13 protein-coding genes are annotated in these 16,070 nt (G+C 38.0%); 7 read left to right on the top strand and 6 right to left on the bottom strand.

What is annotated here, in order from left to right; translation table 11 throughout:
• The first annotated feature begins 42 nt into the window (after positions 1–42).
• The 4 genes from OQ267_RS17115 (at position 43) to pdeM (ending at position 5,939) form a co-directional block, all read left to right on the top strand.
• The gene (locus OQ267_RS17115; RefSeq protein WP_265837101.1) at positions 43–1,098 is read left to right on the top strand and encodes a ligase-associated DNA damage response exonuclease; all 1,056 of its coding nucleotides are present in this window, start codon (positions 43–45) and stop codon (positions 1,096–1,098) included.
• Positions 1,095–2,693 carry an ATP-dependent DNA ligase gene (locus tag OQ267_RS17110; RefSeq protein ID WP_265837099.1) on the top strand — a complete coding sequence of 533 codons (1,599 nt, stop codon included), beginning with the start codon at positions 1,095–1,097 and terminating at the stop codon, positions 2,691–2,693. Before OQ267_RS17115 ends, OQ267_RS17110 begins: the two co-directional genes overlap by 4 nt.
• A gap of 48 nt (positions 2,694–2,741) precedes the next feature.
• On the top strand, positions 2,742–5,219 hold the full coding sequence (locus tag OQ267_RS17105) for a ligase-associated DNA damage response DEXH box helicase (RefSeq protein WP_088301416.1): 2,478 nt from the start codon (positions 2,742–2,744) through the stop codon (positions 5,217–5,219).
• An 81-nt stretch (positions 5,220–5,300) separates the two neighbouring features.
• A complete protein-coding gene (pdeM, locus tag OQ267_RS17100) occupies positions 5,301–5,939 on the top strand; it encodes a ligase-associated DNA damage response endonuclease PdeM (RefSeq protein WP_265837097.1) in 639 nt (212 codons plus the stop codon).
• Here pdeM and trxA read toward each other — a convergent pair whose 3' ends face one another.
• The 4 genes from trxA to OQ267_RS17080 form a co-directional block, all read right to left on the bottom strand.
• On the bottom strand, positions 5,940–6,236 hold the full coding sequence (gene trxA, locus OQ267_RS17095; protein WP_265837096.1) for a thioredoxin: 297 nt from the start codon (positions 6,234–6,236) through the stop codon (positions 5,940–5,942).
• A gap of 108 nt (positions 6,237–6,344) precedes the next feature.
• The gene (locus OQ267_RS17090; RefSeq protein ID WP_265837094.1) at positions 6,345–7,682 is read right to left on the bottom strand and encodes a dihydrolipoamide acetyltransferase family protein; all 1,338 of its coding nucleotides are present in this window, start codon (positions 7,680–7,682) and stop codon (positions 6,345–6,347) included.
• Positions 7,683–7,729: 47 nt separating this feature from the next.
• Positions 7,730–8,983: a competence/damage-inducible protein A gene (locus tag OQ267_RS17085; protein ID WP_265837092.1), complete on the bottom strand. Its 1,254-nt coding sequence runs from the start codon at positions 8,981–8,983 to the stop codon at positions 7,730–7,732.
• A gap of 4 nt (positions 8,984–8,987) precedes the next feature.
• The gene (locus tag OQ267_RS17080) at positions 8,988–11,651 is read right to left on the bottom strand and encodes a putative LPS assembly protein LptD (RefSeq protein ID WP_265818131.1); all 2,664 of its coding nucleotides are present in this window, start codon (positions 11,649–11,651) and stop codon (positions 8,988–8,990) included.
• A gap of 29 nt (positions 11,652–11,680) precedes the next feature.
• On the opposite strand from OQ267_RS17080, the gene OQ267_RS17075 reads away from it, so the two are divergent.
• The 3 genes from OQ267_RS17075 (at position 11,681) to OQ267_RS17065 (ending at position 14,493) form a co-directional block, all read left to right on the top strand.
• Positions 11,681–12,589, top strand: a complete 909-nt coding sequence (locus OQ267_RS17075; RefSeq protein WP_253249016.1) for an N-acetylmuramoyl-L-alanine amidase family protein — start codon at positions 11,681–11,683, stop codon at positions 12,587–12,589.
• A 10-nt stretch (positions 12,590–12,599) separates the two neighbouring features.
• The gene (locus tag OQ267_RS17070; RefSeq protein WP_265837091.1) at positions 12,600–13,379 is read left to right on the top strand and encodes an N-acetylmuramoyl-L-alanine amidase family protein; all 780 of its coding nucleotides are present in this window, start codon (positions 12,600–12,602) and stop codon (positions 13,377–13,379) included.
• A gap of 160 nt (positions 13,380–13,539) precedes the next feature.
• Positions 13,540–14,493 (top strand): MlaD family protein, encoded by a 954-nt coding sequence (locus tag OQ267_RS17065; RefSeq protein ID WP_088301422.1) that lies wholly within the window; start codon positions 13,540–13,542, stop codon positions 14,491–14,493.
• A 212-nt stretch (positions 14,494–14,705) separates the two neighbouring features.
• On the opposite strand, the gene OQ267_RS17060 is transcribed toward OQ267_RS17065, so the two are convergent.
• Together OQ267_RS17060 and OQ267_RS17055 are read right to left on the bottom strand one after the other, a co-directional pair.
• Positions 14,706–15,611, bottom strand: a complete 906-nt coding sequence (locus tag OQ267_RS17060; protein ID WP_265818133.1) for a ribonuclease Z — start codon at positions 15,609–15,611, stop codon at positions 14,706–14,708.
• Positions 15,612–15,679: 68 nt separating this feature from the next.
• Positions 15,680–16,057, bottom strand: coding sequence for an STAS domain-containing protein (locus OQ267_RS17055; protein WP_088301424.1), 378 nt, complete (start codon positions 16,055–16,057; stop codon positions 15,680–15,682).
• Positions 16,058–16,070: the final 13 nt, after the last annotated feature.

Genomic DNA, 16,070 nt, shown 5'->3' with positions numbered 1-16,070 from the left:
TATTGTTTCAAAACTTAAATTCTGATTTATTGTTTACCTACTATGGCACTAATCGAATTTACGAAAAGGGGTATTTATTGCAAACAGGGAGATTTCTATGTAGATCCCTGGTGGCCTGTAGATTATGCCGTAACTACACACGGGCATAGCGATCATGTGCGTTTTGGTAATAAACATTATTTATGCCATACACTAACCAAACCAATCATTAAGAGGCGCATCAGTGAAGATTTAAATGTAGAGACACTAAATTATGGTGAAAATATCATCCGGAATGGTGTAAGCATTTCATTCTATCCGGCAGGTCATATTATTGGTTCTGCTCAGGTCCGTTTAGAATATAAAGGGGAAATATGTGTCATATCAGGTGATTATAAAACCGAAGATGATGGCATTAGTGATGTATTTGAGCCTGTTAAATGCCATTCTTTTGTATCAGAAAGTACTTTTGGCTTACCCGTTTATAAATGGCAAAAGCAAGAAGTGGTTTTCAATGGAATTAAAAGCTGGGTGAATGATAATATTCAGCAGCAAAAAACAAGTGTATTAATTGCCTATAGCCTTGGTAAAGCACAGCGCCTGATCAAAAACCTTGCGGGCGACGTTCCTATTTATGTTCATAACAGCATTGCGAATTTAAATGAAGTAATTATTGATGCTGGTGTAAACCTTCCTGAAACCATTAGAATTACACCGGAAACTACAAAAGATGAGTTGCAAAAAGGAATTGTTATTGTTCCGCCAGCCATGAGGGATAGCCGCTGGATTAAGAACTTATCTCATCCTGTAACAGGAATCTGTTCAGGCTGGATGCAGGTTCGCGCACATCGACGCTGGCAAAGTGCCGATGCAGGTTTTGCCTTGAGTGACCATGCCGATTGGACGGGCTTAATGGATGCCATTACTGCAACTGGTGCAGAAAAGGTGTATGTTACACATGGCTTCACTGCTGCTTTTAGTCGGTTTTTAAATGACGAAGGGATTGAATCAGAAGAAGTAATGACCAAGTTTGGGCAGGAAGATGACGAAGAAAATAAAGTTGATTTGGCCGATGCTGAAAATCATCATGTTGAAACAGAAAATAAAAAGTCAGAATGAAACGTTTCTCAAAACTGATTCAGCAACTCGAACTGAGCAATAAAACCAATGATAAAATTGCTGCATTGGTAGATTACTTTAATTATGCTGACGATAAAGATAAAATCTGGGTAATTGCTTTGTTTACGGGTAAAAAACCTAAGCGCCCGATCAAATCCGCTTTACTCAAATATTGGGCAATTGACATCACACAAACACCTGAATGGTTATTTTCAGAAAGTTATTCCAACGTTGGTGATTTAAGTGAAACCATTGCACTGCTCCTGCCCCCTGCCGAAAACACATCTGATTTGCAATTGCATAAATGGATTGAAGACCTGCATGATCTGGAAGGCAAAGATGATGAAACTAAAAAAGGGTTTATTTTAAATGCCTGGAACCATCTGGAAACCCAGGAACGCTTCATTTTTAACAAACTTATTTCAGGAAATTTTAGAATTGGTGTTTCAAATAAAATGCTGGTGAATGCCCTGGCTAAACAAAGCAGTTTAGATAGTGCACAAATCATGCATAGCATTATGGGGAAGTGGAATCCTTATGAAATTACTTTCCATGAGCTGATTAATGGTGTTCATGTCAATACCGATAATTCCTGGCCTTATCCTTTTTGCCTGGCTTATGCCTTGGAGCAGGAACCGGAAAAATTAGGTGATCTATCTGAATGGCAGGCCGAATGGAAATGGGATGGCATTCGTGGACAAATAGTGAAAAGAAATGGTGAGCTTTTTATCTGGAGCCGCGGAGAAGAACTGGTAACAGAACAATTTCCGGAGCTCCATTTTTTAATTGATGTTTTGCCTGACGGGGTTGTACTAGATGGAGAAATTCTGGCCGTACAAGATAAACAGGTTTTATCTTTTAGCACACTACAACAGCGATTAAACCGTAAAACAATTAATAAAAAACAGCTGGAGGATGTACCAATCGGCTTTTTTGTTTATGATATTCTCGAATATGAAACCCGTGATTTTCGCGATCATCCTTTAAGTGAGCGAAGAGCCGTTTTAGAGCAGTTATTTGAAAATCTGGACGAAAGTGCAGTTATCCTCTCACCCGTTATCAAGTGCAAGAATTGGAAAGAACTAGCAGATTTAAGGCAAACCTCGCGTTCCATTAACAGTGAAGGTATTATGCTTAAAAAACTGAGTTCTCATTATCATAGTGGCAGAAAACGCGGCGACTGGTGGAAATGGAAGATTAATCCCTACACGGTAGATGCTGTCATGATTTATGCACAGAAAGGTAGCGGCAGAAGAGCAAATTTCTTTACCGATTATACTTTTGCCGTTCGCGACGGAGAAAATTTAGTTACCATTGCCAAAGCTTATTCGGGTTTAACCGACAAGGAAATAAAAGAAGTAAATTCATTTGTCACCAGAAATGCAATAGAAAAATTCGGACCGGTACGCACAGTAAAACCTGAACTTGTCTTTGAAATTGCATTTGAGGGCATTGCCGAAAGTAAAAGACATAAAGCTGGCCTGGCACTTCGGTTTCCGAGGATTTTACGCTGGCGAAAAGACAAAAAGGCAACGGAGATTAATACATTGGAAGATTTACGCCAACTGCTGGAATCGACGTTTATAAATGGTTAGATACCTATAAGTTTTTTCAAAACCTTTTATAATAATACAGAATTATACATGGATCAAACCAAAACCAAAGGTTATAAAAAGATAAAAGCATGGCTTAAAGCCAATAAGCGTAAGCCTTTTCAATTTCAGGAAGATGCCTGGCAAAATTATCTTAATGGCTATAGCGGTTTAGTAAATGCACCAACTGGTTTTGGAAAAACTTTTTCTTTGTTTCTTGCTGTGGTAATTGAAGCTTTAAATGCATCAGAAGCCAGTAATAAGAAAGCAAAAGACCGCTTGCAGCTCATCTGGATTACACCTTTACGTTCACTGGCTAAAGATTTAGCGAGGGCCATGCGTGAAACCTTACTGGAATTGGAATTAGACTGGCATGTTGGAGTCAGAAACGGCGATACTTCACAAGCCGAGAAAGTTCAGCAGAAGAAATCAATGCCTGAAATTTTATTGATTACACCTGAAAGCCTACACCTGCTATTGGCGCAAAAAGGCTCATCAACCTTATTTAAAAACTTAAAATGTATTGTTGCAGATGAATGGCATGAACTGTTGGGCAGTAAACGTGGCGTATTGGTAGAACTTGCCGTATCCAGAATAAAAGGTCTGCAGAAAATTGAGAAAAATCAGTTTTTAAGAGTTTGGGGGATTTCCGCAACGATTGGCAATATAGAACAGGCATTGGATGTTTTAGAACCCGATGAGGAAGCCAAAAGAATTATAGTAAAGGCAGATCTGGAAAAGAAAATTATCATCAAGTCTGTTCTGCCGGATGATATTGAAACCTTACCATGGGCCGGTCACCTGGGTTTAAAACTAGCCTACAAACTTTTACCCATTATTGAAAAAAGTAAAACGACTTTAATTTTCATCAATACACGCGGCCAGTCTGAAATGTGGTACCAGCATTTGTTAAATATAGAACCTGAGCTGGCAGGCCGGATTGCCATTCATCATGGTTCTATAGATTTCGAACTGAGAAACTGGATTGAAGATGCTTTACATACGGGGCAGCTGAAGGCTGTAATTGCAACTTCATCTTTAGATTTAGGTGTGGATTTTAAACCTGTTGATACAGTGGTGCAGGTAGGATCTCCCAAAGGCGTAGCCAGGTTTCTTCAACGCGCCGGACGCTCGGGCCACTCTCCTCATGAGGTTTCAAAAATCTATTTTTTACCCACACACGCGCTTGAACTGGTTGAAGCTGCAGCAATTAAAGAAGCGGCAAAAACTAACAATATTGAAAGCAGAGAACCCTTTATTATGGTTTTTGATACCCTGGTACAATATCTTGTTACCCTTGCCATTGGCGATGGTTTCGACGATAAAATCATTTATGAAGAAATAAGAAATACACATGCTTTTAAATTAATCCTGCCTGAAGAATGGAACTGGGTGATGCAGTTTATCACTTCAGGTGGCGACAGTTTAGGTGCTTACAATGAGTTCAAAAAGGTTACCAAAGATGAAGATGGTCTTTGGAAGGTAAAAAGCAGGCAGCTGGCCATGCGGCATCGCCTGCATATCGGCACTATTGTGAGTGATGCGATGCTAAAAGTAAAATTCCTGTCTGGCGGCTACATCGGCATGGTAGAAGAGTATTTTGTTACCCGTTTAAAAGCAGGCGATAATTTTAGATTGGCAGGCCGCGTTTTAGAATTTGTGCATGTAAAAGACATGACGGTGATTGTGAGAAACAGCAAACAGCATAATGCCATTTCACCAAGCTGGAACGGTGGCAGATTGCCACTTTCTTCAAATTTGGGTTCTGTTTTAAGAAAGAAATACAATGAAGCGCTGGATAAAACGCATCAGGATGAAGAGCTGGATGCTGTTTATCCGCTGTTTTTATTGCAGGAAAAGCGTTCTCATGTACCCAGAAATGATGAGTTATTAATTGAACTGATCAACAATAAAGAAGGTTTCCATCTTTTTGCTTATCCTTTTGAAGGAAGACTGGTTCATGAAGTTCTGGCCGCATTGGTGGCTTACCGCTTAAGTAAGTTATTGCCTATCAGTTTTTCTATTGCCATGAACGATTATGGTTTTGAACTGCTCAGTGAAACCGAAATTCCAATGGACGAATCCATAGCCTACGAAGTGTTTTCACCAAAAAACTTAACCGAAGATATTACTTTAAGTATTAATTCAACCGAAATGGCACGTAGGAAATTCAGGGATATTGCCTGTATTTCTGGTCTGGTTTTCCAGGGGTATCCGGGTAAATATGTCGCCAACAAACACCTCCAGTCATCTGCAGGTTTGTTTTTTAACGTTTTTAGCGATTATGACAAACATAATTTACTTTTGCGCCAGGCTTACGATGAAGTTTTCTACCAGCAATTAGAAGAACCCAGATTGGCTGCTGCCTTGGAACGTATTCAAAACGGAGCGGTCATCATCACCAATCCTAAAAGCTTTACGCCACTTTCGTTCCCAATAAAGGTTGATAGTTTACGTGAAAATATGAGTTCAGAAGAATTGGAACATCGCATTGCCCGGATGAAAGCAGAATCAGAGAAAATAAAATAATTTATCCCTGATTATATGAAGAATTATAGGGTAGAAGACCAAGAATTCACATTTCTTATATAGTAAACTTTATAAATACAAATGACCATTACAAGCCACGGAGAAGAACTGATATTAGATAAAGAAAGGGCTTTATATTTACCGAAACATCAACTTTTAGCCATTAGCGATTTGCATTTGGGTAAGTCGGCTCATTTTCGTTTAGCCGGTGTACAGGTACCATCTACTATAGCGCAAAATGATTTGCAAAGATTAGGCCTATTGATTGAAAAATACCAACCTCAAACATTGCTGATTAATGGTGATATGTTTCATCATGGCTTGAATACAGATGTTGATGATTTTTCGGAATGGCAACAGCAGTATCAACATGTAAACCTGCTCCTGGTAAAAGGAAATCACGACAGGTTATCTGATGCCGATTATGCTTCCATGAATATTGAGATACATGACACCAGTTATTGCCTTGGCCCATTCTGTTTTATACATGATGCACCGAAATGTACAGAAGAAGAGTTATACCCGATCAGCGGACATATTCATCCGGGGGTTACCATAGTTGGAAAGGCAAAGCAACGGTTAAAATTTCCATGTTTTTATTTCGGAAAGGACTATGCGATATTACCTGCTTTCAGTACCTTCACAGGGTTATACAATATCTACCCTAAAACAAATGAACAAATTTTCGCCGTAACACCAAATACCGTTGTCGAGGTATAATTATGCATGTGTATCAATTATCTGTTTCAATTGTGAAGCCTGTAATACCCCACTTTGCCGCCATACCTGCTTTCCATTTTTGAATAGCATTAATGTTGGCACACTTTGAACACTATAAGCAGCGGCTACGGCCTGATTCTTATCAATATCCACTTTGATAATCGAAACGGTATCGCCAACCTGAGATTTCAATTGTGACAAAATAGGTTTCATCATTTTACAAGGACCACACCATTCGGCAAAAAAATCGACCAAAACAGGCTTATCGCCATTTATTAATTCTGAAAACTTAGCCATAACTTTAATATTAATGTTATTAAGAAACAAGTGATGATAAGTTTGGTTTTAACTGAAAAAAGTCAGGTTTTTAAAGCCTGACTCTTTGTAAGTAAATATTGATTACGATTAAATCTCTCTGTTAAAATCCCAGTTCTCCAGGTAATCAGCCACTCTGCGTACAAACATTCCGCCCAGCGATCCATCTACAACCCGGTGATCATAAGAAAGGGAAAGGAACATTATATGCCGAATGGCAATCACATCACCATGCTCTGTTTCTAAAACAGCCGGTTTCTTTTTAATGGCGCCAACAGCTAAAATGGCTACCTGAGGTTGATTGATAATTGGCGTACCCATCACATTTCCAAATGAACCTACATTGGTAAGCGTAAATGTTCCACCTTGTGTTTCATCAGGTTTTAACTTTGAATTTCTTGCTCGCAAAGCCAGATCATTAACGGCCTTGGTTAAACCGACTAAATTTAGCTGGTCAGCATTTCTGATCACCGGAACAATCAGATTTCCGCTAGGTAAGGCAGCTGCCATACCAATATTTATATCACGTTTTTTAATAATTTGTGTGCCACTTACTGAAACATTAATCATAGGAAAATCCTTGATCGCCTTTGCCACAGCCTCTACGAAAATTGGAGTAAAGGTTATTTTTTCATTCTCCCGCTTTTCAAAGCTATTCTTTACCTTATTGCGCCATAACACCATATTGGTTACATCAGCCTCAACAAAGGAAGTAACATGCGGGGACGTAGTTTTACTCATCACCATATGGTCGGCAATCAGTTTACGCATCCTGTCCATCTCTATGATTTCATCTCCGCCAGAAACTGAAGTGGTTGATGTTTTATTGGGTACTGAGGATACAACCGGAGCAGCTACAGGCTTATTTTCAATTGGTGCAGCGGCAACCTCTGTTTTCACAGCTTGCTGTCCGGAATTTTTATGGGCGATATAACTTAATAAATCATCTTTATTTAAACGACCATCAGCCCCCGTGCCTTTAATATCATTTAGTTCTGAAATAGAAATATTTTCCTGAGAAGCAATACTTTTAACAAGCGGAGAATAGAAACGCACTGAAGATGAAAAATCAGATGGAGTTGCTTTGTTTTCTGCCGGAAGTTGTGCAATACCTGGAATGGACTCAGCCTTTTCTTCAGGCATGGAAGCGTCAGGATGACTATCTTCAATCTTTGGATCAGCACTACCTTCTGTTTCTATGATAGCAATCACGTCACCTACCTGGGCAACATCATTTTCTTGAAATAGCTGTTTAACCAATTTACCAGCAACCGGAGAAGGCACTTCAGAATCAACTTTATCTGTCGCTATTTCTAAAATAGTATCGTCTAAACCGATTGCATCACCAGGTTGTTTTACCCATTTAATTACCGTTGCTTCGGCAACGCTCTCCCCCATTTTTGGTAACAATAATTCGTATTGAGCCATATTAAATTAAAGTATATTATATTGGTATTGCGACAAAAATACGCTTTTTATTCTTTCAACCCGTCTTCTTTAAGTAGATTTAAAAGCATGGTGAAAGCAGAAGCTGCCGAGCGCTCGATATTTTGAATGCGCTTGTTACTGAAAGTAAATACTTTAGCTACCGTTTTATGTTTATTTGATACCGCAATCCAGACCGTACCTACGGGTTTATCTGCCGTGCCGCCATCTGGTCCGGCTATCCCGCTTACTGCAATGGCATAATCAGTTTTAAATTGTTTGATTGCGCCTTCTGCCATTTCCGAAACCGTTTCTTCACTCACCGCGCCAAATTTATTTAAAGTACTTTCCTTTACACCCAGTATAGATTCTTTCAATTCATAGGCATAAGCTACTGCCCCGCCCCAATACACGGATGAACAACCCGGATGTTGCGTAATTAAATGAGCAATGTATCCTCCTGTGCAACTTTCAGCGGTAGATAGGGTAAGTCCGCGGCTGTTCATGATATTTATTACAGCTTTTTCAAAAGGAATATCCTCATCTACCACCACAAACTTCGGAATTTTAGCTATCATCAGTTTTGCGTAAGATTCAACTTCCATTTTTAAAGCTGTTTCATCACTTCCACTAGCTGATAAACGCAAACGCACCTGCCCTAACTTGGGTAAATAAGCTAATTTAATATGTTTGGGCAAGCGGTCTTCAATTTCCTCAATCTCTTTTGCCAGAAAGGATTCTCCGATATTGGCTGTAAGAATAGTTTTATGCACAATGAATGGTAAAGTAAATTTTGATCTGATTCTGGGAAGAATCTCATCATCCATTAAATACATCATTTCATACGGAACACCTGGCATGGATACGAAAATTTTGCCATTACGCTCAAACCACATGCAGGGTGCTGTGCCATTTTTATTGACAATGACCTCACAACCGTCAGGAACATCAGCCTGTTGAATATTGATATCCAGCAAAGGCCGGTTATATTTTTTAAAAATTGATGTAACCATTTCCAGCGCGCCTTCATCCCTGCGGAAACCCATACCAAAATATTTCGCTAAAGTTTTTTTGGTAATATCATCTTTGGTGGGACCTAAACCTCCTGTAATTAAAATAAGATCAGCACGTTCTTCAGCTTGTGCAAGCGAAGCCAGAATATGATCTTCATCATCAGAAACTGAAGTGATTTGTTTGACAAATACACCTGTTAAATTAAGCTGCTTAGCCATCCAGGCTGAATTGGTATCAACAATCTGACCGATGAGTATTTCATCACCAATGGTTATAATTTCGGCTAACATAAGTTTATTGGTAAGTATTGTAAAAACCTTGTCTCTTGCTCAGTTTTAAATCCTGGAGAATAGACGCCTTCACTTTTAATGTTAAAGAGTAACTTTTATAAGCACCAAATGGTACCCAGTTTACACTCATATCCCAGCAATGCAAATCGCGATAAATGCCAATGTTCATTGGTGTTAAACCATTATTCTGAAAATCATACCCTGAATTATAGGTAATCTTCCATTTTGGAGTAAGATTTAAATCGCCATTAAAGTTTAAGGTATTACTGGTTCTGCTTATACCTAAATCATTTGAATACTGAAAGCTATAAGAGAATGAAAAGTTCCATGGAATATTAAAATCCACAAAGGCATTCGGATCACGGCTGATGGCTGCAAGTTGTTCGGATTGTATAGGTGATAATCCTTTATTCTTCGCTTCATTAAGCTTATCATTTGCCTCATTTTTCTTTTTTAATGCTTCCGGATTTAAACTGTAATCGAATGAAAAGCCAATCGAAGTTAACCGGGGAATTAGATTGCCTCTCTTCCAAACGAAGGTATTACTTCTGGTATAGATCCCTGTAGCAGGATCATAATCCAAAGCATATGCATCAAAAGTACCATTATAGTTAATGCCCAGCTTATCCGTAAATTGTGAACGTCCGCTGAAGCCAAGTGTTGAAAGCTTATTCCTGGTGGCTAAAAAATTATAAGAACCGCTGATGCTTAATCCCTGGATAATCGGAATTTTCCGTTCGCCTGTACCGGTAGTATCTTTGCTGGATTTCACCTTTAATTCAACGGTATTTTCTAAGCCAAAGCCAATAGATGCTGTTTTACCCGGAAAAGAGCCCTGATAAGCCATTCCCTGAAAAACAGAATAAGTTAAGGGAAGACCATTCGCATCTCTGATGATTTTCTTGCTCCCATCACTCTCAAATTCATTTTCTGAAACAGCAGCCAGAAATGGTCCACTACCTGCCTTTGTAAAATCAGGAGAATAACTGAAAGACATATTCGGTGTCATTACATGCCTGAGTGCCTTAATATTTCCCAGGTTTTTAAAAACTTTTAATCCATAAATTTTTGTAGACATGCTGGTGGAGAGGTTATAACTCCCTGCCCTTTTAAATCCGCTAACTGTATCAGATCTGATTGTGAAGCTATTATCCGCAAAAGTAGTGTAACGATTTCTAATGGTTTGAAAGTTCCAGACCTCGTTATAAGTTCCACCCAAAGAGAAGTTTAGATACTTCAGCGCAGTGAATGACATGTTAACAGGTATGTTATGGGAGAAACCAGATTTCAATCTTTTTAAACCATCATTCTGAAACAATAAGCTATCTTTAGTATCAATGGCATTGGTTCCCTGTAAAGCATATCCCACAGTAATCTTTTGGTACCATTTCTGTTCACCAACCCTTGTTTTAGAATCAAATGGACTAAAAGTCGGTACGTTGAAAGTTAATTCAGGTAATCTGATTGAAACATCCCTGGTACTTAAAGTTTGATTACTCGTCATCGATAACGAGTAGTTCATATTATTAGAAAACGTTCTGGAATAACTGATACTACTGTTGGTGGTATTATTCGCTATTGCCCTGATATCATATGATTGATTGGCTGCCGTATTTCTATAGTAACTGCTTGAAGTGATATTTACACTCGCACTAAAAGTAGTTCCAGGGTTTGCATTGGCATTTTGAGAATGTGACCACCTGATGCTAAAATCTTTTTTTGGATTATCGAAAGCTTCAGTTCCTTCCAGGCCATTTTTAACACTGGCATAATTAATACCAATGTTACCGGAATATTTATATCGCTTAATATATTGCGAATTAACACTGGCTTCATAAGAGCCATTGGTGTAAATACTACCTAAAAGTTTGGCATCCCAGTAATCATTCAACCCCAGATAATAACCACCATTCTGCAGAAAGAACCCCCTGGTAGCATCTTCTCCGGGTGAAGGTAAAATAATGCCCGAAGTACGCTTGTTGGGCTTTGGAAAAAAGGCAAATGGTAAACCTAAAGGAGTAGGAATATCTTCAATAATCATATAAACCGGACCAGTGATAATCTGCTTCTCTGTTACAACACCTTTAGATATCATTAAACCAAAGTGCGGATGGGGCAGGTTACAGGTACTGTACATTACATTTTTAATGTGCAGTTCATCATCAATTTGTTTCTTACTTTGTCCGCCAGAGAAAAATCCGCCCTCCTGCTCTGAAAATACGCCGAAAACTTTAGCTCGGGTGGTTTCTGAATTATAATAAATAGAATCGGCTATTGCAGATCCCTCCGGGCCAGACTTAAAAATTGGCTTCCCTACATATTTATTTGTTTTCGGATCCGTTCTGCCACTGGCAAAAATTACTTTCTTTTCAGAATCATACCTGATGTAATCTGCATCAAGTTCAAAATCACCATAAAGCACCCTGGCGTTTCCGTATAAATAAATGATACTCTTATCTTTACTGAACTTCATGGAGTCTGCCTTGTACTCCACTTTTTGATCCAGTCCACTGTTGTTTTTTGCTGCTTTTTTAGAAGTATCTCTTTTAGAAGTATCCTGTTGAATAATTTGCTGCAATGAAAAACGGGAAAACGCGTTAGCTTTACCAACACTATGTGTTAATAAAATGACAGAAATGAGTAAAATAGAGCTCTTAAGAAGTTTCAAATTCGTATTTGAATGTTATTTTTGCACAGATGTTTAATCAAAAACGTTCAAAATTAGTGAAAAATATACCATTGATGTATCTTAAAACCATTTTAACATTCATTATTTACTTTGCGCTTGTTAATACAATTGATAATCAGGCAATTGCACAGGGATATAAAATTAAGACAATTGTAATTGATGCAGGACATGGCGGTAAAGATGGCGCCACACATGGCATTTATTCAAAAGAGAAAGATGTTGCCTTGAAAACAGCATTAAATTTAGGAAAGGCACTTCAGGATAGTATTAAAGATATCAAAGTGGTATATACCAGGGAAACTGATGTTTTTATTCCTCTTTATGAACGGATAAATATTGCAAATAATGCAAAAGCTGATCTTTTCATCTCTATTCACTTAAATGATATGCCTGTAAGGGTGTCAAGAGTGGTGGATTATTATAAAAAAGTAAAAGGAAGAAGTGTTCCTGTTTACAAAACCATCGCTGCCAAAAGCACTTCAACTAAAGGAACAGAAACATTTGTTTCAGGAACCGGCCGCTTAGGCGAACAGGATGAGGTGATCAAACGGGAGAATGCATCCATGTTCCTGGAAGATAACTATCAGAAAAACTATGAAGGCTTCATTGCCAATACCCCTGAAAATGACATCATGTTATCCCTCATGAAACAAACCAACCGGGATAGAAGTTTAAAGTTTGCATCATTGCTTCAGCAGGAATATGTAAATGCAGGCAGAATCAACCGTGGTGTACAGGAGAAAAGTCTGGCCGTACTTGCAAGAGCGGCAATGCCTGCCGTATTGACTGAAATTGGTTTTGTCAGTAATCCTGATGAAGAAGACTACATGAATTCACCTGAGGGTCAGAAGGAAATTGTTGATGGTATTATTAAAGCAATTAAAAACTATAAACGCATAGCAGAAACCTCATTCTAATATCCTATAAATGAAGATTAAACGTGCAATAACATCAGTTTTTATCTTAACCCTCTTTTCTGTTCAGGTTTTATTCGCACAGGGATATAAAATCAAAACCATTGTGATCGATCCCGGACACGGCGGAAGAAAACCCGGTGCTTCAGGAAGTTATTCAAAAGAAAAAGATATCGCACTTAAGGTGGCTTTAAAACTAGGCGCAAAACTTCAGGAAGATATGCCTGGGATCAAGGTTATTTATACCCGTACAAAAGATGTGGATGTTGACCTGTACAGGCGTGCTGAAATTGCCAATAACGCAAATGCTGATTTATTTATTTCGGTGCATTGCAATTCCATGCCATCCGGAAATAAACATGTAAAAGGAACAGAAACATTGGTTGCTGGTTCTCACCGGTTGAAAGAACAAGATGCCGCCATCCGGGAAAATGCGGATATTAAGCTGGAAAAAAACTATAAAAGCAAATATGATGGCTATGATCCAAATAAACCCGGAACATTTATTTTAATGTCATTGCTTAAAAACACATTCAGAGATAAAAGCATTAAATTTGCCAAACTGGTGCAAAACAGTTACGTAAACCGTGATAAAAGAGGCAGCAGAGGCGTTAAAGAACAAGGCGTTTTGGTTTTACAGCGTTGCGGAATGCCAGCTATATTAACTGAAGTTGGATTTATTTCCAATCAGGAAGAAGAAAAATACATCAACTCCAGTAGCGGACAAAGTGAAATTGCCGATTCCATACTGGCTGCTATTAAAAAATACAGGAAAGATGTTGAAGTTGATTAATATTAAATATTATTCAGCCTATTGTTAAAATAATAACAAATACCAAACAAAAACGTTGGTGCAAACATTATGTAATTATAATACCTTTGCATTACAAAAATGATAGCGCTCAGGCAAATGATGAATACAAATCATATTTGCAGCGAATAAATAGAAACACATGAAAATTAAGAACGAAACCAAAGTCGGTATTTTAGCTGCATTCGCCATTGCTTTATTAATTATCGGATATAATTTTTTAAAGGGAAATTCCATATTCTCCAGTGAAACAACCTTGTTTGCAAGATATACCCGTGTAGATGGTTTAACCGTTTCCAAACCCGTTTTAATTAATGGTTATCAGATTGGCCGCGTGGCGAAGCTACAATTGGAACCGGGTGGAACAATCCTGGCTACCTTAAGCATTAATAGCAAATATGATATTCCTGAAAATAGTGTTGCACGGTTAGAAGGTACTGATCTTTTAGGAAGTAAAGCCATCGTAATGTCGCTTGGAAATTCAAAGAAAATTGCTGAAGATGGTTTTACCTTAAATGCCAATGTTGAAAAGGGTTTGATGGAACAGGTTCAACCTGTTCAAAAGAAGGCTGAACTGATCATAGGCAAAATGGATTCGATCCTGAGCAGTGTAAATTCGATATTGAATCCGAATTTTCAGAAAAATGTAGATAAAAGTTTCAATAGTATAGCCGGAACACTTGCTTCATTGGAAACAACCTCTAAAAAGGTTGATGGTCTCGTAGGTTCTGAAAGTGCCCGTATCGAAGCTATTTTTAAAAATGTAGAAGGCATTACAGCAAACCTGAATAATAACAACAAAAAAATCAGTGATATTTTAACCAATATCAATACGGTAACTGATAAGTTTGCAGCAGCTAATTTTAAACAAACCTTAGATAATGCCAATAACGCCATTGCAGATTTGCAAAGTGTGATCTCCGGTATTAAAGATGGCAAAGGCAGTTTAGGTTTATTGTTAAATGATGATAAAATGTATAACAACCTGAATAGTGCTTCAAAAAATCTCGATGAGTTGATGATCGATTTAAAAGCCAATCCTAAACGTTATGTACATTTCTCTGTATTTGGCGGTGGGAATAAAAAAGATAAGTAATTTGATTTTATAAATTTGAAGCCTTGTAATTGATATTGCAAGGCTTTTTTTATGCCTTAATTTTACTTATGCGCGTGATAAAGGAATGATTTAAGGATCATTAATAATAAAAGCACTTATTAAAAAGTAAAATACATCAACAGGCAAATCCGCAGTAGAGACTTGTTTAACCCGCTAAATTTCAAGAACTTTACGATTAAAGCAGAATAAATTTAAAGCTGAAAGGTTCTACCTTCTACTGCTAATTCTGTATTTTCAAAAACAGATTGTGTTTCTTCAAGAAGCATTTGGAGCGTTTTATAACGCGATGAAAAATGGCCGATCAGTAACTTGTTTATCCCATTGATACTGGCTATTTCGCCTGCCTGCTTTGCGGTGGTATGATGGGTTTCATTTGCCCTATCCAGCAGTTCGTGCATAAAGGTAGCTTCATGATACAAGGTATCACATCCCTTGATGGTTGCAAAATAGCTTTCATCATACATGGTATCTGAACAATAAGCATATGATCTTGGTGGCTCAGCAGGTGTTGTAAAGTCTTCGCTTCTTAAAATTTCACCATTAGCCTGCTCTACATCCTTTCCTTTTTTTAAGGCTGCATAGTAAGCCATGGGGATATGTTCAGTTTTTTCCTTGATTAACTTACGCTGTCTTGGTTTTTGCTGAAATATAAATCCGGTAGTTGGAATCCGATGGTTTAATATTACTGTTTTTACAATCAGGTCCTGGTTTTCAAAAATTTGTCTGGACTGATCAGCCTCAATTGGAAAAAATTCGATAGGATACCTTAAGTTGGTATCAGAATATTTAAACTGAATTTCTAAAATCTCCAGAAGTGGTGCAGGAGCAAAAATCTGCATAGGTTTAATCCGGCCATTTAAATGAAGGCTGGAAAGTAAACCAATCAAACCAAAGTAATGGTCGCCATGCAAATGGCTGATAAAAATATGATCGATCCGTGCAGCCTTAAGATTGTATTTGGTCAGCTGCTGCTGGGTGCCTTCTCCGCAATCAATCAGGTAATACTTTTCGTTACAATTCAAAAGCTGTGCAGAAGGATTCCTGTTGAAAACAGGTGTCGCCGAACTACTTCCTAGAATAGTAACTTCAAATTTCATAATGGTATGATATAAAAAACCTCGTAGGTTTTCGTACTACGAGGCTAAATGTTGAATTAAAACGTTGTTTATTTATCGCCTCTGAACTCTTTTTCCAATTCATCCATAAAGATAAAATCGGTCGCTTCTTCTATTGTATTAACAAACGTTACAGATTGAAATATGTTTGACAATTCTATAATCGGTTCGAGCTGATCATTAATACCTGTTACAATAAATAATCCTCCAACCGACTTACAAAGCCTGTCGCCAACCAAGAGGCAGCTAAGATCCTGTGCATCATTGCATTCCTGTACATCACTCAGGTCGACAATAATATTTTTAAATCCTTCTGCATTAAGCAAATACAATTCAGATTTTACGCCAGGTGCATTATCATTGGTGAATTTAGGCTCTTCTAACTTTAAAGTAACGTATTTATCGTGTTTATCTACTGAAAATTTCATTTCTGTTCTTCTT

The sequence above is a fragment of the Pedobacter sp. MR22-3 genome, from assembly GCF_026240075.1.
Lineage (GTDB): Bacteria > Bacteroidota > Bacteroidia > Sphingobacteriales > Sphingobacteriaceae > Pedobacter.
The sequence above is the reverse complement of the archived record's forward strand: the minus strand, read 5'-3'. Positions and strand labels throughout refer to the sequence as shown.

Bases quoted from the DNA above. Each gene is read 5' to 3' on its own strand.
- OQ267_RS17115 (WP_265837101.1), top strand. From the start codon at position 43: ATGGCACTAATCGAATTTACGAAAAGGGGTATTTATTGCAAACAGGGA.
- OQ267_RS17110 (WP_265837099.1), top strand. From the start codon at position 1,095: ATGAAACGTTTCTCAAAACTGATTCAGCAACTCGAACTGAGCAATAAA.
- OQ267_RS17105 (WP_088301416.1), top strand. From the start codon at position 2,742: ATGGATCAAACCAAAACCAAAGGTTATAAAAAGATAAAAGCATGGCTT.
- pdeM (WP_265837097.1), top strand. From the start codon at position 5,301: ATGACCATTACAAGCCACGGAGAAGAACTGATATTAGATAAAGAAAGG.
- trxA (WP_265837096.1), bottom strand. From the start codon at position 6,236: ATGGCTAAGTTTTCAGAATTAATAAATGGCGATAAGCCTGTTTTGGTC.
- OQ267_RS17090 (WP_265837094.1), bottom strand. From the start codon at position 7,682: ATGGCTCAATACGAATTATTGTTACCAAAAATGGGGGAGAGCGTTGCC.
- OQ267_RS17085 (WP_265837092.1), bottom strand. From the start codon at position 8,983: ATGTTAGCCGAAATTATAACCATTGGTGATGAAATACTCATCGGTCAG.
- OQ267_RS17075 (WP_253249016.1), top strand. From the start codon at position 11,681: ATGTTTAATCAAAAACGTTCAAAATTAGTGAAAAATATACCATTGATG.
- OQ267_RS17070 (WP_265837091.1), top strand. From the start codon at position 12,600: ATGAAGATTAAACGTGCAATAACATCAGTTTTTATCTTAACCCTCTTT.
- OQ267_RS17065 (WP_088301422.1), top strand. From the start codon at position 13,540: ATGAAAATTAAGAACGAAACCAAAGTCGGTATTTTAGCTGCATTCGCC.
- OQ267_RS17060 (WP_265818133.1), bottom strand. From the start codon at position 15,611: ATGAAATTTGAAGTTACTATTCTAGGAAGTAGTTCGGCGACACCTGTT.
- OQ267_RS17055 (WP_088301424.1), bottom strand. From the start codon at position 16,057: ATGAAATTTTCAGTAGATAAACACGATAAATACGTTACTTTAAAGTTA.